Consider the following 23,865-nt stretch of genomic DNA (forward strand, 5'->3'; position numbering starts at 1 on the left):
CTCGGATCAGTGGGGATTTTATTCATCCCCGCTGATTATTAGCCACAATTTAACCAGCAGACCCGAGTCCCGTAAATAGCGGGATAAATACAAAGGAGGGAATAACACATGCAAGTACTAGAGTTAATTTTCGCGAAAGAAGATGGAAAAACAGTCGTTTTTTCTATCGATACGCCCATCACACCAATCGATGCACAAGTCGTAAATCAAGTCATGGATACAATCCTTGCCTCATCTGTATTTTCATCCATTGATGAAAATACAAGAAAAAAGGGAGCTCGCCTTGTAGAAAAAAATGTATCTGAAGTTCCAATTACTCTATAAAATGAAAAAGACGAATCTGCATCATTTTGCAGATTCGTCTTTTTTCTTCGGCATTTCAATCGGAATAAAAATCTTTGAAAAACCGACGCATACGTACTTATAATGTTCTTCCCCTATATCAAACTCAGTCGTATATGTTGAGAAGAATATATAATCATTTCGCTTCGTATAATGATCAATTAATAACCCAACTTGTGGCTCAACATACTTTTTCGCTAACTTTTTACCGGCCGATGCCAAGTCGCCAAGGAGACCCTCTTCATTCTCTTTTTGAACTTCATCTAGCTTCTTACTCACATCATTACGCTTCATAAACTGCTTCGCTGCCCATTCTGTATATTCTCCTTTACTCGGATTACTGTTTGCTAAATATACTAGGAGAATGACAACTAAAGCCATAATAATATACTTTTTCTTCATACTATATCACCGCCTACTCTTTTCTATTTTCATATATATGTACAAGCGATGCAAATTAGAAAGACTATCAACTATTGATTGTAAACGAATAAACAAGATTTACAATACAAAACAAAATATTAACAATAAATTTACTTATTCCGTATATAATTATATTCGAAATATTAATTTTATAAGGGAGGACTTAAAATCATGAATGATGAAAATAACATTATTATTTCTAGTTCTACTATGATGCTTGTTCCATACAATCACCCTTATTACCGTACAAAAATTATTGACAGTAGCGGAAATGATCTTTGTTCCTGCCAAACCGCACTACAACTCATTAAGAAATCTTGCTTAACCCAGGTTCATTCTACTTATCAAGGTAGGCGTAATGCAGTCCAAACAAATTTTAGATTCAAACAAAACGTTCCAATTCCAATTAATCATCGGGAATACATTTGTACTTTTCCAACAGAATCTCCTTCATCTCCAAACTGTATATGGCTATTTTATAACCACATACATGATATAGAGTTTTGCCAAAAGATTAAAGAGGCTAAAATACATTTTTCAAATGGCACTACTACAACAATATCTATTAGTCCCCATAAATTGCAGCAACAATTATTAAAAGCTGGATACATACTATCTCGTATGAACATGCAAGATTCACTACAATTTAAAAACCCCTTGTTGCATTTACTACATTAAACTAACAAGTAGAATGGAAAGCAACATCTCTTGCCTTCCATTCTTATATTAATATTTATCCCCTTACACTATCTCGCATTTTCTCGAGTGCTTGCCGATACATCCATCTTACTTGATAATATGTCATTTCCGTCTCTAAAGCGATTTCCCCCATCGTCTTTCCTACAAAAAAGCGTTCAAAAATAATATACTTCTCCTTCTCATCTAGCACGCTCATAAAATCCTTCACCTTCATTTCAACATCTTCAAAATGAAAGATATCCTCATACTCTCCTACACATACACACCTTTCTTGCACTGTGAACTCTTTCTTCAATCTCTCTAATATATAACCTCGCACCGTTACAACTGCATATGCAGGGAAACACCCCTTCTTTGCATCAAACCTTTCATACGCATGCCAAAGACCAATTAAACCACATTGATAATACTCTTCATAATCTTTACGAATACCTAATTTCTTTATTTGATTTACAATCATCCCTTCATACAAAACAACTGCCTCTTTAAAAGTCGCTGGCTTCACACAGTACCCGTTTCTAAAAGGTATACCTTTCTAGTATTCCGCGGTACCTTCACAATATAAAAATAAAGAAAAGATTTCACTGTGAGTAATTTCAAATACTACCGACGGAATTTGAAATTACACTATGTAGTATTTGAAATTTTGTTGGCGGTATTTGAAGTAAGGGTAAAAATAAAAAAGGTGACTCCTTTGAAGAGTCACCTTTTCTATTTTATTTCCTTATTGGAACATACCTTGTAAAGCACCCATTCCGAGAGTTAAAACAAAGAAAACAATAGTAATAATTGTTGCCTGCTTTTTAGTTAAACCTGCTGTAATTTGAAGACCTAGCCATGTAACTGCATATCCCCAAATTGTAAACACTTCAAATTTACTTACAATACCTTTTACAACACCACTACTTGAAGTAAAAATCGGTTCTAGACCAGTGTACATTTCTTGACCCGATCCACCTAAGATATATGCTAAAATCGTATTTATTAATAAACCCAGTAATGAAATAACACTTGAATATACAGTAATCGCTAATAATTTTTTATAAGAAGTATCATTGCTTATAAACACCATTAACACTTTATACACCACAGCACTAAGTAGAAAGACGAATGCCATACTAATAGCAATTATCCCAAATCCCATACCATATGTCATTGCAGCTGAAACAGTAACACCTAATTCTTTATTAAGCTCAATTGCTTCAGGTGTTAGAGAATATACATAAGCAGCAAATCCACCAACAAGCCCAGCTATTAAAACGAGTAGCCAAAATGCACCCCAAACTGCATTACTCGTCTTCATTCTCTCAAATTGCTCACCTGGAGAAGTAATCATTCCTAATAATGATGGCTTCTTTGCACCTACATCTTGCGTATTAATATTTGCTTCCATTATAACGCCTCCTTCTATTTATATAACCCGTTCTAACGGGCGGTTCACTTCCTCGCAAGAGGCTACGAACCGCCCACTAGAACGGTAATGTGTAGTTCTACTACACTATTAATTACTCATAACGCAATGCTTCAATTGGATCTAATTTCGCAGCTTTGTTCGCTGGAATTAATCCGAAAATAATACCAAGTGTCATCGAGAACAGTACGCCTCCAACGACAACTTCCCATGAAACGAGTGGTGGCCATTTTGCGAATGTAGAAACGATATATGCTCCGCCATACCCAAGACCAATTCCGATTAAACCACCTAGAAGTGTTAACATAACTGCTTCAATTAAAAACTGTAATAAAATTTTACTACGCGTTGCTCCAAGTGCTTTACGTACACCAATTTCACGCGTACGCTCCGTTACAGATACAAGCATGATGTTCATAACACCAATTCCACCAACGACTAATGAAATACCAGCGATACCACCGATGATCATTGTCATAATACCGGTCATCTTCGAAATACCTTCTTGAATTTCTTTTAAATTCATAACTTCATATTTACCAGTTGCATCAGTTGGTTTACGACTATTTAAAACATCTGCAGCTTTTTTACCTGCTTTTTCTAGATTATCTACATTTTTTGCTTGAACAGAAATATTTTGAATTTCATCTTTTCCATACAGTGTCGGCCATAATGAAATTGGAACTAGCGCTTCTGATGGTCCCATTCCCATAAACTCATTATCTGATTTGTAGACACCAATAATTTGCATCGGTTGACCTTTCATTTCAATAATTTTACCGACTGGATTGGTATCCTTAAACACCTTTTCTTCCATTTGTTTACTAATCATAACAACGTTATTACCTTGATCCACATCTGATTCTTGTAAAGAACGTCCCTTTAACAACTTTACTTTATTTACTGCAAAGTACTCACTATCTAATCCAGTAATACTCACCATTTCTTTTTTATCTTCAATATCAAGTGGTTCCATGGTTGAATTTGTTGTTACCACATGTGCGATTTCTGGAATTTTTTTAATTTCAAAAATGTCTTCTTCAGTTATCTTCGGTGCTTCTACCATTCCCATACCGAAAGGATCGTTTATATCTGCACTATAATGAATCGGAACCGTTTGATTACCTGCCCCAACAAACTGCGATTTCAATGCAGCTTCCCCGCCTTGCCCAATCGCAACGACAGTAATAATTGAACCTACCCCGATAATAATACCGAGCATCGTAAGAGCTGAACGCAATTTATGAGCTAAAATAGAAGAGAGGGCAATTTTTATACTATCTAGTAAACTCATACCGCACACCTTCTATCTTCTGTAACTTTCCCGTCCCGCAGTACAATGCGGCGGGAAGAATACGCTGCTACTTCCTCTTCATGCGTAACCATAACAATCGTCGTGCCTTCTGCATTAAGCTTCGTGAAAATATCCATAACTTGCTCACCAGACTTCGTATCAAGTGCACCAGTCGGTTCATCGGCCATAATGAACGTTGGATTATTTGCAATCGCTCTTGCAATCGCTACACGCTGCTTCTGTCCACCTGATAACTCATTCGGTAAATGATGCACGCGATCTGCCAATCCAACTTTACCTAACGCCTCCAAAGCACGCTTGCGACGCTCCGCTTTCTTCACACCACCATATACGAGCGGAAGCTCAACATTTTCCACCGCGGAAAGACGAGGCAGTAAATTAAAGTGCTGGAATACAAATCCAATATATTCATTACGAATTAAAGCAAGCTTTGACTCGTCTGCTGTTAAGATATTCACGTCATTCAGCACATATTCGCCTTCTGTTGGACGGTCTAAACAACCGATAATATTCATAAGCGTTGACTTACCAGAACCGGATGGCCCCATAATAGAAACGAACTCACCGCTCTGAATCGTTAAACTAATACCATGCAAAATCGGCACCGCCAACTTTCCTTGATAATACGTTTTAGCAATATTATTTAACGTAATCATTTCTCTTTCACTTCCATTCCGTCATACACATCGTCGGAAGGATTTTTAACCACCTTTTGCCCCACTGTTACGCCTTCTACAACCTCTGTCCAGTCTCCATCAGTAGAACCTTTTTTCACATTTTGTTTACGAAGCTTCCCTTTTTCCTCAACATAAACAAATGCATCATCGCCTTTTTCTACAATGCTTTTACTTGGAACAGCAATCATCGTCTTATTCTCTAAGTTTACTTGCAGAGAAACGTGGTAACCTGGAGATAAACCGTCTTGGCTATCAAGGCTTGCTTTATATGTATACTGAGACATATTTTGAGTTGCTTCACCCACGCCGCCAGCTTGCGCCATCTCTGCGCTCGTTGGGAACTCACTTACCTCTGTAATCTTACCTGTCCACTTCTTCTTGCTATTTGCTTTTGCAGTTACAGTGAATGTTTGATCCTTTTGAATTTGTGACTTCTGAAGCTCAGTTAACGTACCTTGAACTTGGAATGGATCTTTAGAAGCTACTTGTAAAAACGCTTTTCCTTGACCACCTAACGCTTGAGATGAACTTTGTGCCGCATCTTTATCTAACTTTTGAACAACACCTGCGAAATTACTATAAATCGTAAGCTCTTTCTGCTTCTTACTTAACTCTTCTTTCTGCAACTTTCCTTTTTCTTTCTCAAGATCAGTTGTCTTTTGAGCAATTTCCAGCTCACTTACTTGTTCGTCCATCGGATCCGTTACTTCTTTCCCAGCTCCGCTATCTTTCGCCTTCTTAATTTCTTTCTTTAGCGAATCAATCTTCTTTTTCCCTTGATCATAACGCATATCCGCCATCTTCTGATCAAGCTCAGCTTGCTTCATTTGAAGATTAATCTCTTCATTGTCATAAGAGAATAACTTCGTACCTTTTTCTACCTCTTGTCCTTCTTTTACCTCAATATCTTTCACTTTCCCTTTGGCCGGATCTGCATAGAAGCTTTCAATATTACCAGGCTTCACCTGACCAGAAATTAACTTCGTATTATTCAGCTTACGCTCTGTCACTTTCTCAAAACTTACAGCATCAGCATTTGTTGATGCACCCTTCTTCTTCCCTTGCATAACAAAAATATTAATTGCCGCTACAATAACAATTAGTGCAATAACCCCAATAATAATCCATTTCTTCTTCTTGTTTGGAGTACGAACCGTATTTGGTAACATATTCTCGCTCCCTTTTATAACTTAATAGTTTAATATAAAAATTGTATAAAACTTTCTGAAAACAGATTACATATTATTACATTATTTTTACAAAGTTTTACACATCCATTTATATTGTAACAAAAATTCCAATGATTAGAAATATGACATTATATCTTTTAAGATAGATTTAAGGAAAGGAAAAAGGGCAATTTTAATTGAATGGAAGCCATTCTTTATTAACAAATTTCTTGCCAAGATGAATCATTAAAATCATTTTCCTAATTGCACCATCACTATTTTGTCATATATATTTGACATTTCATCTATTCAATTATAAAATGTCACATATAAATGACATTTCGGTACACGGGGTCTACAACCATCAATGGGAGGGTTATATTTGAATAACGTTAAACAATATCGAAAATCTGAAGGGCTATCGCAACTAGAGTTAGCTAAAAAAGTTAATGTGGCGAGACAGACAATAAATTTAATTGAAAACAATAAATATAACCCTTCTTTAGCCTTATGTATCGAATTAGCAAAAGCACTAAAAACAGATTTAAATAGTCTATTTTGGGAGGGAGATTAAATGATGAAAATTGAATGGAAAGAAAGAGTTTATAATAGTTTTGTTGGAACACTAAGTGAGAGAGATGAATATCAAAAACAAGAAATTAATAAAGAGTTATCTGTAGCTGGAATTGGTTTGTGGTGGTTAAATATGTTGGTAATGCTTATTATGTTACTTGTTGATACTATGAATCACACAATATCTATAGGGACAATATTTATTTTTCTATCTAATATGATTTACGCTAATTACTTAGCCTTTAAATTCAAGAAAAAAGGTTTAAGTGATACTGAATGTGCAACAAAAGAAGAATATTTACAACTCAAGAAAAAATTAAGAAAAGCTGGCTTAAAAGCAGGTGTGCTTTGGGGCTTTCAAATGTTTGTTTTTATGAATTATATCCTTCCCTATGTAGGCTCAGAAGAAATCTCTATTTCTTTATTTAAGGTTGTAATTTTCATCTGTGGCGGCGGATTTTTCGGTCTAACTATGTACGTAATTGGTTTATTAAATCTAAAAAAATTATATTAATTAACAAAAATCATTTATATATTAAACTGCAATTTTACATACTGTTTGTTTTTTCTAATATAAAAGCTATCCAATCACACACAATTGGATAGCTTTTTCAAACAAAATATTACGCTACTTTAGGATCTTTTCTCTCATGTCCACGTTGAACAATAAATAAGAAGATTGTTGATAAAACCGCACCTGTTAGTAGTAAGATGAAACAACCATCCCAGCCAGAACGATCAACAATAACACCAATTGCTGCGTTAGCTACAAGACTTCCGCCTACATAACCGAATAGACCACACATACCAACTGTCGTACCTACTGCAAATTTCGGTACTAATTCCATCGCACTTAAACCAATTAAGAACTGTGGTACATAAATTAAACAACCGATAATAGAAACTGCAATACTTACAACAAGTACGCTAGTTGCTTGCCAATATATAAACGTACCAATAACAACTCCAACCATACTAATAATACATAATGGCATACGTTTTCCTTTAAATAATTTATCACTTAAAAAACCAACGATTAATGAACTTGGAATTGCCATACCTTCAAAGATTGCATATGCCGCATGCGCTTCTGCTTTTGAAAATCCTTTAACTGTCGTTAAATAAAGTGGAACCCAGTTAATAACACCGAAACGAATTAAATAAACAAAAGCATTCGCAATACATAAGAACCATACAAATTTATTTTTCACTACATACTTCATTAAAATTTCTTTTGGTGACATCTTGTTAGCATTATCTGCTTTTTCAAGATTTTCATAGTCATTACGATACTCATCAATTGGAGGAAGACCTTCAGATTCTGGTGTATCCTTCGCATTAATCCAAACAAGAACTGAAATTACCATTGCGATAATTGCAGGGAAAATAAACACGCCGCCTTGCCAATGGTTTTCACCAAAAATACCTACACCAATTCCGACAAGTGGTGGCACAAGCATTCCACCAACGTTATGTGAAATATTCCAAAGACCTGTTTTCGTACCGCGTTCTTTCTTCGAGAACCATTTCGTCATAACAATACTACAAGGTGGTGCTCCCATACCTTGTACAATACCGTTAACAACAAGTAATGTAACAATCATCCCAAATGATGATGCAAAGCCAAAACAAATATTTACAAGCCCTGATAAGAATAAACCGACTGCGATAAAGCGCTGGGCAAAAGCTTTATCTGATAAATTACCCATAAAGAACTTACTAAATCCATAAACAATTGCCATTACTGAACCTAGTAGACCAATTTCAGCTGTACTAAAACCATATTCTTGTACTAAATACGTACTTGATAACGTAAAGTTACTACGAACTAAATAATAAGCAGCATATCCAACTGAAATCCCGATTAACACACGAATACGTAGTAATCGATATACACGGTCGATCATATCCGCTGGCAATCTTTCAATTGCAGGTGCTGGCTTGAGCCATTTAAACATATATTTTCGTCTCCTTTTCTCACTTCAGAGAGAGACGCTGTCTATTCCATATCTCGATTATTCCGCTATTTGATATATTTTGGTTCGTCCTTCTAACCGGCTGTCCTTCTATTTCTTTCTCATTCTTCGCAAACATCGTTGGTACGCCAAACGACACTTTTTCTAAAATGTGACCCGCTTCTTCTGATAAACAATAATCAATAAATAAATCCGCAATAATACCACTCGGTGCACGTTTTAGTTTAGAAATCGCATTAACGGATAACCCTGTTTGCTCAGGTTCGTTACTTAAAATCGGAAAGCCTTGTTTTTGAAGCATTCTCTGATCTCCCATAAAGTTGATGCCTATCATATATTCACCGCTCGCAACAAGTTCTGCTGGGATGTAACCATTCACTGTTACTTCTCCAACTTGTTCTGCTAGATTCTTCACATATTCCTTCGCTTCCGCTTCACCTAACGTATCAATAAGTGACTGGAAAAACGTATATGCTGTACCTGAAACATTTGGATCGGGCATGACAATCTTTCCTTTATATACTGGATTCAATAAATCTTTCCATCTTAACGGATACGAGAGACCGAGCGGCGCTATTTCCTCGTTCCACCGCTCTTTATTAATCGCAATTGCCAGCTTCTCTACTTCATAACCGTACCAATAACCATCTTTATCTTTAACAGTTTTTGAAATACGATTTGCATGTTGGCTTATCACAGGAATAGAAAGATTTTTTTGCTTCATCATTTGATGCGCATCTACTGTACCGCCAATAATAATATCCGCCTTCGGATTTCCAGCTTCTTCTTCCACTCTACGAAGAAGTTCTTCTGTTGAAAGACGAATAAATTCATACGTACATCCGCGTGGCTTACAAAATGATGAAAGTAACGCTTCACCAACTTCCTCACGAGCCGCTACATACGCAACAATATGACGATCATCCAAAATAGGGAGACCATTTTTACTATATTTAATAGAGGTTGTATCTCGAGAGCAACTAGACATCGCTCCTCCAATTACTAGCAAAAAGAAGAAAAAGGCTATCTTTCTCATGACGCATTCTCCTTTACGAATAACTCTGCTAGAGAGCCTTTCATATACATGACATTCCCGTTATTATCACCGAGATATTGCACAACAAAGTACGATGGATACACAGAAATCGTAAGAATATCTTCACGATCATTCTTTACACGCTTACCTGTTTTATAAGCTGTAATATAAGCAATCGGTTCATTCTGCGATTGTAATAACTTCTGAATTTCTCCGTAATCTGTAATTTGCTTTGCGTATCGAATAGAATCAAGTATGTGCGTAAGATTGATAGTACGTACCACATCGCCTTGACGTACTACGACATCCTTTGCTGAAGCAAAGAAATCACTAATACGCTCTGGCGTGTAATACAGGCTTAATAAATACGTTTGAAGTGCTGAAATCATCGGATCCATGCCATTCTTTCCGTATACATTTTCCCCATACTGGAACAAGTCACCTACTGCAAAAGTACGCTTATGTCCATTCAAGTACGTTACTTCTCCAGTAAATACTTGTTCTTGGCTCTTAACGTCCTCAGGTTCTATTCGAATTCGGTCAAAGAATGAAACAATCGTATGCAAACGAACTTCATCCGTTACAACAATTTCTCCCCACTTTTCATGTCTTACTTTCACTTCAATTGGAAGAGATTCATTCACCCTTTGTAAAACGGCTTGTTTATCATTTACAATGTTGATTCGATTATAGATTTGCTTCTCCATAACATAAAACAAAACAAGAGAAACAATCATACAAATGACAAACATAAGAATTTGAAATGATAGCCTTTTCATTTCTGCCTACCTCCAAGATAAAAAAACGTTGTTTCGAAAATACCGCATAATTGTTTCATAAATGTATCATTTAACCGCTTTCAAGTTTTTTATGTCTTCCATCCTTCTCGGAAGCAAAAATGTAATGAATATTGTAGTACCTATTTCTTCACTACTCTCAATCCGCATGCTTCCGCCCTGCTTATTCATAATCTCCTGACAAATATACAAACCATAACCATTCCCATAACTAGAAGGAAGTGCCTTTCCTTTCGAAGACTCATTCCACTCTGCAAGCACCACTTCGTCTATACCGATCCCATCATCATGAACAAAAACCTTTGCCTCATGCTCATTTACAATTACATTCATACGAATGTGCGAAGCATCACTATACTTAATTGCATTATCAAGCACATTTAAGAAAATTTGCTTCGTCTTATCAAAATCCGCAACAACATGTACATCCGTTAACTCATTTATCACTTCAATTTCAAACTGATTTAGGCGAGGTTTCACAATTGAAACTGCTTCTTCTGCCAATTCCTTTATATTCACAACTGTAGGTGACACTTCAAACGTACTCTTCCCATATTTCGAAGACTTAAGCAGTTCCTCTACAAGTGATAATAAACGCTCACTTTCCACAGATACATAACGAAGACTTTCCTGTACATCTTCTTTCGACTGTAACTTTGGAATTAAATCAACATAACCGATAATTGCCGTTAGCGGTGTTTTTAGCTCATGCGTAATGCGGTCTAGGAAATCTTTCTGCTTCTCTTTCTCCTCCTGCAATTGCTTAATATGCAGCTCAATTCCATCGGCCATCGCATTAAAAGATGCTGAAAGCTGAGCAATTTCCACGTACTCATTTAACTCAATCTTACTCTTATAATCACCATTCGCAAGCCGCTGTGCCATTTGTCTCAACTGATCAATTGGTTTATGAAGAGACTTCGCCAAACGAATCGCAAAGAAAATACCGGTAGCTACTAAACAAAGAGACGTCATTAAGAAAGTCCAGCTCACATTTGTTAAAACTTCCTTCTCACCCGTTAACTCATTTATAAAACGAATACTTCCAATGACATCGTTTCCATAATACACTGGGCTTGAAAATAAAAGAATGGGAGCGGGATCCGCCTCCTCGAAAACATAAGACTTCTTTCCCTTCAAAGAACTCTCAATGTCGATGTTACGGTGAAGCAATGCTCCTTTTTGTGTATCTGCAACAACATCGCCATTCTTCCCGATCATCTGCACACGGACATCCATACGCTTCGCTAAATACGACGCAATTAAAAGTGAATTCGGACCAAGCGTATCCACTTCTGCTTCCTTCTCTAAATAATTCATCGTATAAATTTGTGCTTCTACACTTAACTTTTCTAAAGAATCTGCTGCGTTATGATACATATTCTTTTCTAACGTAATATAAACAACTGCATATAAAAGAACAAAAATCGGAATTAACAGCCCAACTATTCCAAACACCATATTTCGCTTTAAAGACATACCATCACCACTTAACAATCCAGTTTATAGCCAACGCCATAAATTGTCTTAATATATTCTCCGCTCGTCCCGAGCTTCTTGCGAAGTCTCTGCACCATAATATCAACTGCTCTCGTATTTCCGATATACTCAAACCCCCATACTTTCTCAAGCAACTCATCCCTCATAAACACACGCTGCGGATTTGAAACAAACAACTGACATAAATTAAACTCTCGGTACGTTAACTGAATCTCTTGTCCACTCACATGTACCTTTCTTTCCTTAGGACAAATCACTATCTCTCCAGCCTCAATTACTTCATGACTTACAGCTACCTCCGTCTTCTTTACACGCCGCGCCATATTCTTAACCCGAAGAATAAGCTCCGCATAATTAAACGGCTTCGTCACATAATCATCAGCACCAAGCTGCAAGCCAAGCAACTTATCATTCATCTGACTCTTTGCCGTTAACATAAGCACCGGAATATCCCTATCCCTCTCACGGAACAAACGAAGCAACTCATACCCATCCGTATCCGGAAGCATAACATCCAAAATCAATACATCCGGCCCTTCATTCCATCGCTCCAAAGCTTCTCTCCCATCAGTTGCTGCTAATACTTCATAACCTTCCATCTCCAACTGCATTCGAATCAAATTACGAATACTTGATTCATCATCAACCACAAGTATTTTCATTATTTTCCTCCTTCCATCATGTATTATAGTACAGTTTAGTATAGCAAAAATCTTATAAAAAAAGAGAGGGTATTGTCGAACATATTTTGTCGACGATACCCTCTCTTTCACTTATTATATTTATTTAGCATATCCATTCGGTTGCTTTTGATGCCAATTCCAAGCATGTTCAATGATTGTCTTAACATTTACATACTTAGGATCCCATCCTAGCTTCTCTTTCGCTTTCTTAGAAGAAGCAACTAAACGTGCTGGATCGCCCGCACGGCGCGGTGCTACCTCAGCAGGAATTTCATGATTTGTAACCTCACGAACTGCATCAACGATTTCCTTTACACTGAAACCATTACCATTTCCTAAGTTATAGAAATCACTCTCTCCGCCGTTCTGCAAGTCTTTAAGCCCTAAGAAATGAGCCGCTACTAAATCTTCAACATGAATATAATCACGGATACACGTACCATCTGGTGTATTATAATCATCACCAAACATCATAATCTTCTCACGTTGACCTAATGCCACTTGCAACACAAGAGGAATTAAATGTGTCTCTGGGCGATGATCTTCTCCAATAATACCACTTGGAGTTGCACCAGCCACGTTAAAGTATCTAAAGATCTTATAACGTAAATTTGAAGCTTGGCTATACCAATGAAGCATCTTCTCGATTGCTAACTTCGTCTCTCCATACGTATTCGTAGGATTTGTCATCGTTTCCTCAGTAATAAGATCCACATCTACCTCACCATACGTTGCCGCAGTAGAAGAGAAAATAAACTTATCTACCTTAAACTCATCCATTACCTCTAATAAACAAAGTGCACCATACACATTGTTATTATAATATTGAAGGGGCTTTTCCATACTAATTCCAACTAAAGAATCGGCTGCAAAGTGCATAACCGCCTCAATATTTTCTTGTTTAAAAACATCACCTAAAAATGATTTATCACGAAGGTCGCCATTATAAAACTTCGCACCTTCCGTAATTGCATCTTCATGACCAGTTTGTAAGTTATCTACTACTACTACAGATAAACCTTCGTCTACTAATTTTTTCACAGCGTGAGAACCGATGTACCCGGCTCCGCCGCAGATTAGGATTGAGTTCATTGTTTTCCTACTTTCTATACATCTAACCTTGTAAATTAAGAGTCATTAACTCTAATAGATTAAATCATAAGCATTTAGCTCAACGTTTTTTATAATTCACTATCCATGTATCCATTTTTATTGTTTGATTGCCATTTCCAAGAATCTGCACACATTTCTTCTAATCCGCGTGTTGCCTCCCAGCCTAATTCACGCTTTGCTTTCGATGCATCAGCAAAACATACTGCCACATCACCTGGGCGACGCTCTGTAATTTTATAAGGAACTTTCTTGCCCGAAACTTTTTCAAATGCTTCAACCATCTCTAGTACACTATAGCCCATGCCTGTGCCCAGGTTATAAGCATCTACTCCTGTTGTACTCAGTACTTTCTCAAGCGCCTTTACGTGACCATTTGCTAAGTCCACAACATGGATGTAATCACGGACTCCTGTTCCATCTTTCGTTGGATAGTCATTTCCGAATACACTTAATTCTTTTAACTTACCTACTGCTACTTGCGTTACATATGGCATTAAGTTATTTGGGATTCCATTTGGATTTTCTCCGATACGCCCACTTTCGTGTGCACCAAATGGATTGAAATAGCGAAGTAATGCGATACTCCATTCTGCATCTGCAAATGCTACATCACGCATAATTTGCTCAATCATTAATTTCGTTTGACCATATGGATTTGTTGCACTTAATGGAAACTCCTCCGTAATCGGTGACGTTTCCGGGATACCATATACAGTTGCAGATGAACTAAAGATCATCTTCTTTACATTATGTTTCTGCATTACTTCACATAGCACTAACGTGCTTGTAATGTTGTTGTGATAATATGTTAATGGAATCACTACTGACTCCCCTACAGCTTTAAATCCTGCAAAGTGAATAACTGCTTCAATTACATTTTCTTCAAAAATTGCGTCAAGCGCTTCGCGATTTAAAACATCTTCTTTATAAAACTTAAATTGTTTTCCTGTTATTTCTTTCACTCGATTTATGGATTCTACCGAGCTATTCGAAAGATTATCCACTACTATAACTTCGTAACCGCTATTTAGTAATTCTACACATGTATGACTACCAATATATCCTGCTCCACCTGTTACAAGTATGGTCATGAGTATACCTCCATTGTTATAGCTTATTAACAAAAAAGAGGCAATCACAACAGAAATGATTACCTCTTGAAACTTCCTTTTTACTTAGCAACGAAATAATCAGTTACATATTTCGCCCAAACGTCATATCCTTTCGCACTCGGGAAACCAAACTCTTCTTGTAAGTATGGTAAAATTGCCTTTGTTGTTGCATCAGGCCATGCTCCCCAATGATCAATATATGTATAATTATTTTGCGCCGCAAATTGTTTTAACGCTTCAATCGCTTTCGGATAATTTTTCGCACCATACACTGGATTTGATGGTTGAATCATAATCGTAGCACCCTTTGCACTAGTAGAAAGTGCTTGAACAAACTTCTGTGTACTCACAACAGAGTTCCCATTACCAGTTTTACCGTTATCAGTAATAAATGGTGGCTCAAATAAAATTACATCTGGATTCTCTTTCGCAATCTCTTTATCACGCTTATTCGCAATTAACTCTTCTGTACTTTCACCCTTATATTCCTTTACAATCACATTCCATAAACCTTTACCGTAAGCAGTTTCTAAATTAGCTGTTAAATTAGCTGCCCAAGCACCTTTTTCAGATGAAGAACCTTCATCACCAACAATAACAAGATTCACTGGCTTTTTATCCTCAGCAGCTTTCTTTAACTTCTCTTTCACTGCATCTGGCAAGTTCTTCGCGTATGCCTCATTAAAAGATGACTTCGCATCTTGTTTTTTCTCTTCTTTCTTCTCTTCTTTCTTTGCTCCGCTATCTTTCACTTCAGCCTTTGTTTTCGTTACTTCACTCGTTTGTGTTTGTCCTGTTGCATTCGCAATCTTCTTATTCCAGTACAGTTTACCACTCACAACCGAAGCAACAAACAATACAAAAATAACAAGGACAAGTACTGCTTTCTTATTCATCGATTCACCTCATCTATTAATCTCACAATATATAATACTAATATAAATCCAAGCAAAAATAAACCCAACTCCTTCCAAAGGAGTTGGGTTATTACATATTACTTAGTCACTTCAAGATGTGCTCTTAACTTATTCGTTAAATCTTGTTTTGCAGCATCTGGAACGTAGTAGTACCAAATACCATCAGCTGCTATGTGACCGTCACCTGAGATTTGGATATCTTCACTATTCTGCAGACAATCTTTATAATTCTTTTGCATATCAAACATTTGATCTTGCGTTAAGTTTGTTTTCACGTTCTTTTGGATTGCTGTTAATACATCACCATAACTTGTTAAAGAAGAGAAAGTTGCGCCTTTCTTAATAACAGCTTGCATCACTTGGCGCTGACGCATTTGACGTCCGAAGTCACCGCGTGGGTCTTCTTTACGCATACGTGTGAATGCTAGGGCCTGGTCACCTGTTAGATGAACATTCCCCTTCTGGAAATGATGTCCATCAAGTGAAAATTCCAAATCATTGTTAACATCTACACCGCCTACTGCATCAACAATATCTTTAAATCCTTCCATATTCACTTCAATATAATAATTAATAGGAATATTTAAGAATTTTTCCACTGTCGCTACAGACATATCTACACCGCCAAATGCATAAGCATGGTTGATTTTATCACTTTTACCTTTTCCAACAATTTCAGTATAAGTATCACGTGGGATACTTACTGTTTTCATTGAATTATTTTTAGGATTTAATGTAATGACCATTAAGGAATCTGAACGTCCTTTGTCTTCACCGCGCTCATCGGCACCTAGTAATAGAATTGAAACTGGTTCAGATTTATTAATTTTTGCTTCTTGTTTATTATTTTTATCACGCTCTAAAGGTTTATGAACTTCATTTAATGTATTTGAGACTTTAGAATATACATTATAAGCGTAAACTCCTCCACCTATAACTAATACTCCTATGATTCCTAATATCCAAAGTAGGATTTTCTTTTTCATTATTATAGACCTCTTCTTTCCATCACTCTGAATAAATATCCAGATAATAAAAATAACACTTTAGTCTATTATACTAAGGATGCTAGACTATAACCAGATTATTTCATTTTATAATACTCTACATACCAATTAGCGAACTCTTGTAAACCTTTTTCTATAGATGTCTCAGGTTTAAAATCTACAGCCTTCTGTAATAAATCTGTAGATGCATAAGTAGCTGGTACATCTCCTGGTTTGATAGGCTCAAATACCTTTTCAAATGCAACTTCTCTCCCTAGCGCTTTACCTAGTGTCTTCTCTAACGTTTCGATAAACACCATTAGTTTTTCAGGGTTATTATTTCCAATATTGAATACTTTATGCTTAACATCATCTTGAGGTGGATTACTTAAAAGTCGTTGAATTCCTTCAACGATATCATCTATATAAGTAAAATCACGATACAGATCGTTTTCAAAATCACCATTATTAAATATTTTAATCGAATCACCAGCAAAATATTTATTAGTAAAGCCAAAATAAGCCATATCCGGACGCCCCATAGGACCATACACTGTAAAGAAACGAAGTCCAGTTGCAGGGATTTGGTACAAGTGACTATATGTATGAGCCATTAACTCATTTGATTTCTTAGTAGAAGCATAAAGCGAGACTGGGTTGTCTACAAAATCTGTTTCCTCAAATGGTACCTTTTTATTAGCTCCATAAACAGAACTTGATGATGCGTATACAAGATGATCAACAGGGAAATGTCTACATGCTTCAAGAATATTATAAAAACCAATGATATTACTTTGAATGTATACATCTGGATTTTCAATTGAATATCTCACACCAGCTTGCGCAGCCAAATTCACTACAATATTAGGCTTATACTCTTCAAAGAGCTTAGTAATCATATCCTTATCAGAAATATCACCTTCAATAAAAGTAAATTTTTCATAGGGCTTTAATTGTTCTAAACGAGCATATTTAAGATTTACATCATAATAGTCATTCATATTATCAATACCTATTACTTTGCAACCTTGAGCTAGTAATTTTTCAGATAAAAAGTATCCTACAAAACCAGCTGCTCCAGTAATAAGATATGTTTTACTATTATCTAGAGGCTTGTAGTTCAATGTTATTCAACTCCTTCATACGATCTCTATTTGTTGATTTTCTGCCAATGGAATGATATTCTATGCCCACTTCTTGCATTGCTTGAACATCATAAATATTTCTTCCATCATAAATTAGTGGTGTTCTCATTAACTTTTTATAAATCTCTGGAGTTAATGCTTTCACTTCTCCCCACTCGGTGAAGATAAAGCAAACATTTGCCCCTTCTAACGCCTGTTCAATGTCTGTAACATATGTGATATTTCCATTCTTATTTCTTCCCTCAGGATATACTTTTGCAAAATTATTTGCACCGACTGGATCAAAAGCATAAATGTCTGCACCTTGCTCTAATAATAGAGGAATATTTTCAAGGGATGCAGCTTCTCTTAAATCATCTGTACCAGGTTTAAATGTTAAACCCAACACCGCTACTTTAAGACCGTTAAAAGTAATTAACCGCTGACTCGCCTTTTTGTATAATAAAGTCTTTTGATCTTTATTCACATCAATTGCAGCCTTTACTGTTCTTAACTCGTAACCATTTTGTCTTGCTAAATATTCTAATGCTTTCGTATCTTTAGGGAAGCATGAACCTCCAAATCCAATACCTGCATTTAAAAACTTACTTCCAATACGCTCATCAAAACTCATACCTTTTGCAACATCTTGAATATCTGCTCCGACCAATTCACAAAGATTTGCAATATCATTCATGTAAGAAATTTTAAGAGCTAGGAAATCATTAGATGCATATTTAATCATTTCAGCTGAACGTCTGTTTACTGAAACGATAGGTAAATGAAATGGCTTATAAAGATTCGTTAATACTTCTTCTGCCCATTTACTTTCTGTACCGATAACAATTCTTTCTGCATATAACGTATCATGAACAGCGGAACCTTGAGCTAAAAATTCTGGGTTTGATGCCACTTCAACTTTCACATTATTAACTAAAAAGTCTTGAATAAACTGCTCCACTTTATCATTTGTTCCAATTGGAACAGTTGATTTTACAACAACAAGACAATCTCTTTCTACACTTTCAGCGATTTGTTTTGCCACGGTTGCAATATATGAAAGGTTTGCAGAACCATCAGCTTGTTCTGGAGTCCCAACTCCAATAAAAATAGCATCTGCATCTTTGTATGCTAACTTGTAATCCGTTGTATAATTAATTCTTCCTCCAGCATAATTTTTCTGCATTAAATTCTCTAAATCAGCTTCATAAATTGGTGAAACGCCGGATTTCATTAAATCTACTTTTTTTTCATCGATATCCACGCAAGTTACTTGATGCCCAACTTCTGCAAAACATACACCTGCTACTAGACCAACATAACCTGTTCCAGCCACTGCTATTTTATACATGGTTACACCTTCCCCTTCTTTTTATTTCTATAATCAAAATCGATTCCTGATGAGTCGATATCCTTGCTTCACATAATTCCAGTTTTGATAACCTAAAAATACCATTATCAATAACAAAATAATTATATTAATAACTAAATTCGAGTTCAAACATACCACAGTAATTCCCAAAAACAAAGCCGTCATTCCTACAATTGGCATCCATTTCATTTTAAAATCTATATATTTATTAATCAATCTATAACGCATCAACATCATGACTATACCACCCATGATTTGACCAATAATAACTGCGTAAATCCCAATTATGGAAATTAACCCGTAAGATAAAGCTACAGTAACCAAAGCACCCATTACAGTCGTTGTAAATTGATACTTTGTCTTATTTATGGCCTGGAAAACCGAACCCAAATTGGATGACATAGTTGTAGCAACCGCATATAGCAATAACCAAGGTGCATACTGCATTGAAGTATAGTAATCCGTCTTATGAATAATATTATAAAAAATTACTATTAAGGGAACCGCAATTAAAATTATTGATTGAAATATCTTAAAAATACTTTCTATCGTTCTAGTGAAATTAGAATTAAATCCCTTTGTTTTTGCTGAAGTAATAGCCTCTTCAATAATCGCCATAGTCACAACTGACCCTATCATAGTTACAATTAAAGAAAATTTACTTGCAAATGAGAAGAGCCCATTTGCATCCATACTTATCTTTTTTGTAATAATAAATCTTCCAAATGCAGACATTAACCATATTGAAGTTAAATTGAGTACTAAAGGGGCTGAAAACATCAACATCCTTTTAAGCATATCAATCTTAAAGTATTTCATTTTAATATACTGCCAAACATTTATTTTACTTTCAATGAAAATCAAAATTGAAGCTTGTCCAAAAATATAAGAAATGAAAAGCCCTTGAATTCCTAACTTAAAAATGCACACCAATAGCACTACTAAAATAAAATTAATTATTGTACCAATTATACCCGCGTATACATAAACTCTATTTTCCTCGAAAGCTCTTGCGAAATATTGCCATATATTTGCTAATCCATAGCTTGCAAACATTATAGCTATTGATAACATAACCCTTGTTTCATCCATAAATAGATTCCCATATATAACTATCCCTATTATAAGGATGCATGTCATAAACAAACTAAAAATCGCTGATGTTGCAATTGCTGTCTTTTTTTCAATTTCATCTTTTTCCGATAATATAAACCTTAAGACTGCCTCCCAAATTGCAATATATATACACGGGATTAGAATACTCATGATTGTAAGTGTATAATCGTAATACCCTAAAACATCTGCCGAAACGTAAAATGCATATATTGGGATTAATAATACCGATAATACTTTTGAGGACAACATACCAATAAAATAAATGCCAACCTTTTTATTAAAACTGCTTCCTAGCATAAGATAATAATTTCCCTTTCTATTCTAAAATAAACAATCATTCATATCATCCTAAATGAGTGCTAAAATCAGATGATTCAATGTGTTTCTAATACTAAACATAACTTAAGACTAAATATACTTTTGTCGAACAACAACTTAAATTCCAAAATAATTAAAAATTCACTTATACATAAATTCTACTTTTAGGAATATAAAGTAAGTAACAATGGTTTTATATTGGGGATTTTGAACCTTAGTTCATAGATTACATGGGCTTTTTCCTGCTTGGTAATGTTCCCTTTTTTCATACTACAGTATTCACCTTTTCTAAGTACACGTTTCTATACGAGGTCTCACTGATTTAGCTTGTAACACTTCAATTTCAACCTATCTTTTGATTCTTAACTTTTATTTTTTACGAGTACATCCTTATATTGATCTTTAACCCAAAAAGCTGCACTCCAATTGTTGCACTATGTCTAACAATTGGAGTGCAGTTCAATTCAGATTAAACGTTGATAATCTGCAACACATTTATTTCCTAATATTAACACTATTATTACTCGATCTAAATGGCAGGTTTCTCACTATTAATATAAGAATACATAGAACAAGCAAACCATAAAACCAATCTTTTAATTGGACATGTAATTCATTTCTTGTCATTGGAATAAAAAAATGCAAAGTTGATGCAACAAAAAAGAATTTAAGTGGCCTTTCCATATAAATCATTGTTTTATCTATATATATCATCGATGTAACTAAATAACCCACAATAATTAATATTAGAGGTGCAAAAAATGGTCCTGCATTTAGTAAAGCTTCAGCAACAATAGAGAAACCAGCTCCCCAAGATAACCCTAAATACCCCTGGGAAAACCATGCACTTGGTAAAGCAAACGGAATATCTAAAAGATATATAACCTTATTTGTGACCATCCCAAGTATGGCAAGCAAATAAGTATTACCATAGGGCCATACATCCCACCCATACTTTTGTAATACAATAGCAGGTTTCATTGAACCACCCATTTCAAAAATAGCCCCTATAATAGGTGATTCCTCAAAAGAGATGGATTCAAATGCCTGCGCAATAGTAGCACTAGATAAACCCGTATCTCTTACAGATACTATGGCTGTAATGAAATATAAAAAAACAATACCAACAACCATATATTTCACGAACTTCTTAAACTTTATCGGTTTATAGCATGCATGACTAAGCCAAGCTAAAATTATGATTTTATACACCCACGATCCCCTATCTCCAGCAAGCAAGTTTAAAAACATATAGATAGAAAAAATTATATAAACAACTACTTGAACCTTTCTATTGTACTTACTACCTATTAATAGCCCCACTAAACATGGGAAGAACATTCTTTGCAACAAACCTATAAACGTCGCATCAGTGCTAGCTAAATCTGAATAATATAAAGAATTATATCCATAAATACTTGCTAACCGAAGTTCTGAATAGCTATTGTATAATTCAAGAGGAATAACTACTAAGCTCACTATTAAGCAAACGTAAAATATTGAATTCAAAGTTCTTTTATTATAATCCTTAAAAATAGTAGGGTTATCTTCCATCGCTTTGACACTTTTCTTAGCTCTGTTCTTATAACATAAAACTGCACCGCTATGAAACATTAAAATACATGCTAGCGTTAATCCTTGAGCATGAACAATATCCTCACCACTTGGTGTTCCAAACCCATTAAACATAGGTACTTTTCCAATTTCAGATGGGTTATGGATACCAAATGCCCACATAAAACACTGCCCAAAGTTAAATAGAAAGAAAAATAACATGAATATCGTATACGGAGAGAATATAGTTCCTGATAATTTATACCACGTTGTAATAACATATACCACCAAGAAAATTCCCAACCAGCTAAGCGCGAAAATTATTTCATTATAACTTGCAACAGTGTTACCTAATGACAACGTCATTAGGTATAATAGGTATCCGAACACCGCTAATAAAATAGTAATGCTCCCAATTTCCATATTTCGCCTTTTTATTTCCACCTTTTGAATATATCGATTACCACTCATGATTACCTCTATAAATTTTTTGGGCAAACTCTACCCAAATTTTTGCGATTTTCTCTGATTGTAAATCTTTTCTTATTTTGCGTGCTTCATATGATAGATTTTTTGCGAATTTTTTATCAGATAAAATCTGATTCATTGCTTGAACTAATCCATCAGTATCTCTGACTTTTATAAGTATCCCATTCTCTTCATTCTTAATAAACATCTTTGCTCCACCTATAGGTGAATCAGTTGAAATTACTGGTACCCCTATAGCCAATGCTTCAAGCATAGAATTTGAAATCCCTTCATAATCGGAGGGAATAACAAATAAATCTGAATTCGCCATCTCAGTATGAATATCATTAGAAAATCCCGGTATTGTAACCTTATCACTTAATCCCAAATGCTCTATTTGATTTAATAATTCCTCTCGTAATTCTCCTACACCAAATATTTTAAGTTTATATTCTGGAAAACTATCCTTTATCCTTGAATAAGCATTTATTAGCATTGGGAGATTTTTTTGTCTATTTAACCTACTAGCTGTGATGATTGTCTTTTCTGAACTATTCTCATTCCAATAGGGTAAATCAGATATGATAGGATTTGGAATTACAACTCCTTTTTCTTGTATCCGAGATGAAAAATATTTCTTTGCATCCTCTGTTTGAAAAACAAATCCATCACAAAACCTATATAAAAAATCTCTTACTTTTCTTATCCCTTTACTTCCAGGATATTGGTAGGGATCATTTCTCTCCGATACTATCAATTTATTTGGTAAAAAAGTACGTGATACAATAGTATATATATTAATTGTTGTATCAAAAGAAATAATTAAATCTGGATTCTGCTGTTTAATTAATTGACGAGTCCTACGCAATATCCCCATGACCCTTAGCATTTTATTTTTGTATTTCTGATTTATTGGATATAGCGTAATCCTTTTGTCAGTTACATAATTGTTATTATCACCAAAAACTGTAACAATACTAACTTCATACCCTTTTCTAATCATCTCTTTTGCTAAAATGGATATTACTCTTTCTGCCCCACCATTACTAAGAACCCCAATTACAAACATCACTTTTTTCATTTCCAATTTCCACCTACACTCCTGTTATTTCCAGCTAATCACAACCATTATTTATGACCTCATCAAGAATAGGAACGATGTAATCTTAGCTTTTTATTCGATT

At 35.3% G+C, this 23,865-nt stretch carries 24 protein-coding genes; 4 read left to right on the forward strand and 20 right to left on the reverse strand.

The genetic code is table 11. The features are described 5' to 3' along the window. Window positions 1-108 precede the first annotated feature (108 nt). Complete coding sequence (locus tag JFU02_RS17905) at window positions 109-324, forward strand: DUF2922 domain-containing protein (protein ID WP_001197593.1); 216 nt, start codon at window positions 109-111, stop codon at window positions 322-324. 21 nt (window positions 325-345) lie between these two features. On the opposite strand, the gene JFU02_RS17910 is transcribed toward JFU02_RS17905, so the two are convergent. Beyond that, the gene (locus JFU02_RS17910; protein ID WP_000731400.1) at window positions 346-744 is read right to left on the reverse strand and encodes a DUF4359 domain-containing protein; all 399 of its coding nucleotides are present in this window, start codon (window positions 742-744) and stop codon (window positions 346-348) included. 192 nt (window positions 745-936) lie between these two features. On the opposite strand from JFU02_RS17910, the gene JFU02_RS17915 reads away from it, so the two are divergent. Then, a complete protein-coding gene (locus tag JFU02_RS17915; RefSeq protein WP_097820873.1) occupies window positions 937-1,443 on the forward strand; it encodes a competence protein ComK in 507 nt (168 codons plus the stop codon). Window positions 1,444-1,498: 55 nt separating this feature from the next. On the opposite strand, the gene JFU02_RS17920 is transcribed toward JFU02_RS17915, so the two are convergent. The 5 genes from JFU02_RS17920 to JFU02_RS17940 form a co-directional block, all read right to left on the reverse strand. Further along, window positions 1,499-1,969 carry a sigma-70 family RNA polymerase sigma factor gene (locus JFU02_RS17920; RefSeq protein WP_003308200.1) on the reverse strand — a complete coding sequence of 157 codons (471 nt, stop codon included), beginning with the start codon at window positions 1,967-1,969 and terminating at the stop codon, window positions 1,499-1,501. A 219-nt stretch (window positions 1,970-2,188) separates the two neighbouring features. Further along, window positions 2,189-2,857 carry a YknW family membrane protein gene (gene yknW / locus JFU02_RS17925; protein WP_086407168.1) on the reverse strand — a complete coding sequence of 223 codons (669 nt, stop codon included), beginning with the start codon at window positions 2,855-2,857 and terminating at the stop codon, window positions 2,189-2,191. 112 nt (window positions 2,858-2,969) lie between these two features. Beyond that, window positions 2,970-4,169: an ABC transporter permease gene (locus JFU02_RS17930; protein ID WP_006922891.1), complete on the reverse strand. Its 1,200-nt coding sequence runs from the start codon at window positions 4,167-4,169 to the stop codon at window positions 2,970-2,972. Further along, window positions 4,166-4,846, reverse strand: coding sequence for an ABC transporter ATP-binding protein (locus JFU02_RS17935; RefSeq protein WP_000631630.1), 681 nt, complete (start codon window positions 4,844-4,846; stop codon window positions 4,166-4,168). The genes JFU02_RS17930 and JFU02_RS17935 overlap by 4 nt, the downstream gene beginning before the upstream one ends. Continuing rightward, a complete protein-coding gene (locus JFU02_RS17940; RefSeq protein ID WP_061667809.1) occupies window positions 4,843-6,036 on the reverse strand; it encodes an efflux RND transporter periplasmic adaptor subunit in 1,194 nt (397 codons plus the stop codon). Before JFU02_RS17940 ends, JFU02_RS17935 begins: the two co-directional genes overlap by 4 nt. A gap of 382 nt (window positions 6,037-6,418) precedes the next feature. On the opposite strand from JFU02_RS17940, the gene JFU02_RS17945 reads away from it, so the two are divergent. Then, window positions 6,419-6,610, forward strand: a complete 192-nt coding sequence (locus JFU02_RS17945; protein ID WP_001067016.1) for a helix-turn-helix transcriptional regulator — start codon at window positions 6,419-6,421, stop codon at window positions 6,608-6,610. After that, on the forward strand, window positions 6,611-7,123 hold the full coding sequence (locus JFU02_RS17950) for a DUF3278 domain-containing protein (protein ID WP_000975593.1): 513 nt from the start codon (window positions 6,611-6,613) through the stop codon (window positions 7,121-7,123). A gap of 109 nt (window positions 7,124-7,232) precedes the next feature. Here JFU02_RS17950 and pgtP read toward each other — a convergent pair whose 3' ends face one another. The 14 genes from pgtP to JFU02_RS18020 form a co-directional block, all read right to left on the reverse strand. Next, window positions 7,233-8,567, reverse strand: coding sequence for an MFS transporter (pgtP, locus tag JFU02_RS17955; protein ID WP_000477603.1), 1,335 nt, complete (start codon window positions 8,565-8,567; stop codon window positions 7,233-7,235). Between the two features lie 19 nt (window positions 8,568-8,586). Continuing rightward, the gene (locus tag JFU02_RS17960; RefSeq protein ID WP_016123798.1) at window positions 8,587-9,621 is read right to left on the reverse strand and encodes an ABC transporter substrate-binding protein; all 1,035 of its coding nucleotides are present in this window, start codon (window positions 9,619-9,621) and stop codon (window positions 8,587-8,589) included. Continuing rightward, entirely contained in the window at window positions 9,618-10,400 is a 783-nt protein-coding gene (locus tag JFU02_RS17965; RefSeq protein WP_098328986.1) for a DUF3919 family protein, read from the reverse strand. The genes JFU02_RS17960 and JFU02_RS17965 overlap by 4 nt, the downstream gene beginning before the upstream one ends. Before the next feature lie 66 nt (window positions 10,401-10,466). Beyond that, window positions 10,467-11,897 (reverse strand): HAMP domain-containing sensor histidine kinase, encoded by a 1,431-nt coding sequence (locus JFU02_RS17970; RefSeq protein ID WP_098328985.1) that lies wholly within the window; start codon window positions 11,895-11,897, stop codon window positions 10,467-10,469. Window positions 11,898-11,908: 11 nt separating this feature from the next. Beyond that, window positions 11,909-12,580 (reverse strand): response regulator transcription factor, encoded by a 672-nt coding sequence (locus JFU02_RS17975; protein WP_098317887.1) that lies wholly within the window; start codon window positions 12,578-12,580, stop codon window positions 11,909-11,911. A 120-nt stretch (window positions 12,581-12,700) separates the two neighbouring features. After that, a complete protein-coding gene (gene galE, locus JFU02_RS17980) occupies window positions 12,701-13,693 on the reverse strand; it encodes a UDP-glucose 4-epimerase GalE (protein WP_098317886.1) in 993 nt (330 codons plus the stop codon). An 89-nt stretch (window positions 13,694-13,782) separates the two neighbouring features. Beyond that, a complete protein-coding gene (gene galE, locus JFU02_RS17985) occupies window positions 13,783-14,805 on the reverse strand; it encodes a UDP-glucose 4-epimerase GalE (protein WP_201071385.1) in 1,023 nt (340 codons plus the stop codon). A gap of 80 nt (window positions 14,806-14,885) precedes the next feature. Further along, window positions 14,886-15,722 carry an SGNH/GDSL hydrolase family protein gene (locus JFU02_RS17990; RefSeq protein ID WP_201071388.1) on the reverse strand — a complete coding sequence of 279 codons (837 nt, stop codon included), beginning with the start codon at window positions 15,720-15,722 and terminating at the stop codon, window positions 14,886-14,888. 98 nt (window positions 15,723-15,820) lie between these two features. Continuing rightward, window positions 15,821-16,729, reverse strand: coding sequence for a polyisoprenyl-teichoic acid--peptidoglycan teichoic acid transferase TagU (tagU, locus tag JFU02_RS17995; RefSeq protein ID WP_079246194.1), 909 nt, complete (start codon window positions 16,727-16,729; stop codon window positions 15,821-15,823). A gap of 98 nt (window positions 16,730-16,827) precedes the next feature. Further along, entirely contained in the window at window positions 16,828-17,853 is a 1,026-nt protein-coding gene (locus JFU02_RS18000) for a GDP-mannose 4,6-dehydratase (protein ID WP_098317791.1), read from the reverse strand. Next, entirely contained in the window at window positions 17,831-19,204 is a 1,374-nt protein-coding gene (locus JFU02_RS18005) for a UDP-glucose dehydrogenase family protein (protein ID WP_079246196.1), read from the reverse strand. The genes JFU02_RS18000 and JFU02_RS18005 overlap by 23 nt, the downstream gene beginning before the upstream one ends. Before the next feature lie 33 nt (window positions 19,205-19,237). After that, window positions 19,238-20,638: a lipopolysaccharide biosynthesis protein gene (locus JFU02_RS18010; RefSeq protein ID WP_000901585.1), complete on the reverse strand. Its 1,401-nt coding sequence runs from the start codon at window positions 20,636-20,638 to the stop codon at window positions 19,238-19,240. Window positions 20,639-21,154: 516 nt separating this feature from the next. Next, window positions 21,155-22,684: an O-antigen polysaccharide polymerase Wzy gene (gene wzy / locus JFU02_RS18015; RefSeq protein WP_079246198.1), complete on the reverse strand. Its 1,530-nt coding sequence runs from the start codon at window positions 22,682-22,684 to the stop codon at window positions 21,155-21,157. Further along, on the reverse strand, window positions 22,674-23,762 hold the full coding sequence (locus JFU02_RS18020) for a glycosyltransferase (protein ID WP_000757395.1): 1,089 nt from the start codon (window positions 23,760-23,762) through the stop codon (window positions 22,674-22,676). Before JFU02_RS18020 ends, wzy begins: the two co-directional genes overlap by 11 nt. Window positions 23,763-23,865: the final 103 nt, after the last annotated feature.

The sequence above is a fragment of the Bacillus sp. TH13 genome (genome assembly GCF_016651175.1).
Taxonomy (GTDB): domain Bacteria; phylum Bacillota; class Bacilli; order Bacillales; family Bacillaceae_G; genus Bacillus_A; species Bacillus_A thuringiensis_S.

Excerpts from the sequence above, each read along its gene's own strand:
- JFU02_RS17905 (WP_001197593.1), top strand. The coding sequence starts at position 109 with ATGCAAGTACTAGAGTTAATTTTCGCGAAAGAAGATGGAAAAACAGTC.
- JFU02_RS17910 (WP_000731400.1), bottom strand. The coding sequence starts at position 744 with ATGAAGAAAAAGTATATTATTATGGCTTTAGTTGTCATTCTCCTAGTA.
- JFU02_RS17915 (WP_097820873.1), top strand. The coding sequence starts at position 937 with ATGAATGATGAAAATAACATTATTATTTCTAGTTCTACTATGATGCTT.
- yknW (WP_086407168.1), bottom strand. The coding sequence starts at position 2,857 with ATGGAAGCAAATATTAATACGCAAGATGTAGGTGCAAAGAAGCCATCA.
- JFU02_RS17930 (WP_006922891.1), bottom strand. The coding sequence starts at position 4,169 with ATGAGTTTACTAGATAGTATAAAAATTGCCCTCTCTTCTATTTTAGCT.
- JFU02_RS17935 (WP_000631630.1), bottom strand. The coding sequence starts at position 4,846 with ATGATTACGTTAAATAATATTGCTAAAACGTATTATCAAGGAAAGTTG.
- JFU02_RS17940 (WP_061667809.1), bottom strand. The coding sequence starts at position 6,036 with ATGTTACCAAATACGGTTCGTACTCCAAACAAGAAGAAGAAATGGATT.
- JFU02_RS17950 (WP_000975593.1), top strand. The coding sequence starts at position 6,611 with ATGATGAAAATTGAATGGAAAGAAAGAGTTTATAATAGTTTTGTTGGA.
- pgtP (WP_000477603.1), bottom strand. The coding sequence starts at position 8,567 with ATGTTTAAATGGCTCAAGCCAGCACCTGCAATTGAAAGATTGCCAGCG.
- JFU02_RS17960 (WP_016123798.1), bottom strand. The coding sequence starts at position 9,621 with ATGAGAAAGATAGCCTTTTTCTTCTTTTTGCTAGTAATTGGAGGAGCG.
- JFU02_RS17965 (WP_098328986.1), bottom strand. The coding sequence starts at position 10,400 with ATGAAAAGGCTATCATTTCAAATTCTTATGTTTGTCATTTGTATGATT.
- JFU02_RS17970 (WP_098328985.1), bottom strand. The coding sequence starts at position 11,897 with ATGTCTTTAAAGCGAAATATGGTGTTTGGAATAGTTGGGCTGTTAATT.
- JFU02_RS17975 (WP_098317887.1), bottom strand. The coding sequence starts at position 12,580 with ATGAAAATACTTGTGGTTGATGATGAATCAAGTATTCGTAATTTGATT.
- galE (WP_098317886.1), bottom strand. The coding sequence starts at position 13,693 with ATGAACTCAATCCTAATCTGCGGCGGAGCCGGGTACATCGGTTCTCAC.
- galE (WP_201071385.1), bottom strand. The coding sequence starts at position 14,805 with ATGACCATACTTGTAACAGGTGGAGCAGGATATATTGGTAGTCATACA.
- JFU02_RS17990 (WP_201071388.1), bottom strand. The coding sequence starts at position 15,722 with ATGAATAAGAAAGCAGTACTTGTCCTTGTTATTTTTGTATTGTTTGTT.
- tagU (WP_079246194.1), bottom strand. The coding sequence starts at position 16,729 with ATGAAAAAGAAAATCCTACTTTGGATATTAGGAATCATAGGAGTATTA.
- JFU02_RS18005 (WP_079246196.1), bottom strand. The coding sequence starts at position 19,204 with ATGTATAAAATAGCAGTGGCTGGAACAGGTTATGTTGGTCTAGTAGCA.
- JFU02_RS18010 (WP_000901585.1), bottom strand. The coding sequence starts at position 20,638 with ATGCTAGGAAGCAGTTTTAATAAAAAGGTTGGCATTTATTTTATTGGT.
- wzy (WP_079246198.1), bottom strand. The coding sequence starts at position 22,684 with ATGAGTGGTAATCGATATATTCAAAAGGTGGAAATAAAAAGGCGAAAT.
- JFU02_RS18020 (WP_000757395.1), bottom strand. The coding sequence starts at position 23,762 with ATGAAAAAAGTGATGTTTGTAATTGGGGTTCTTAGTAATGGTGGGGCA.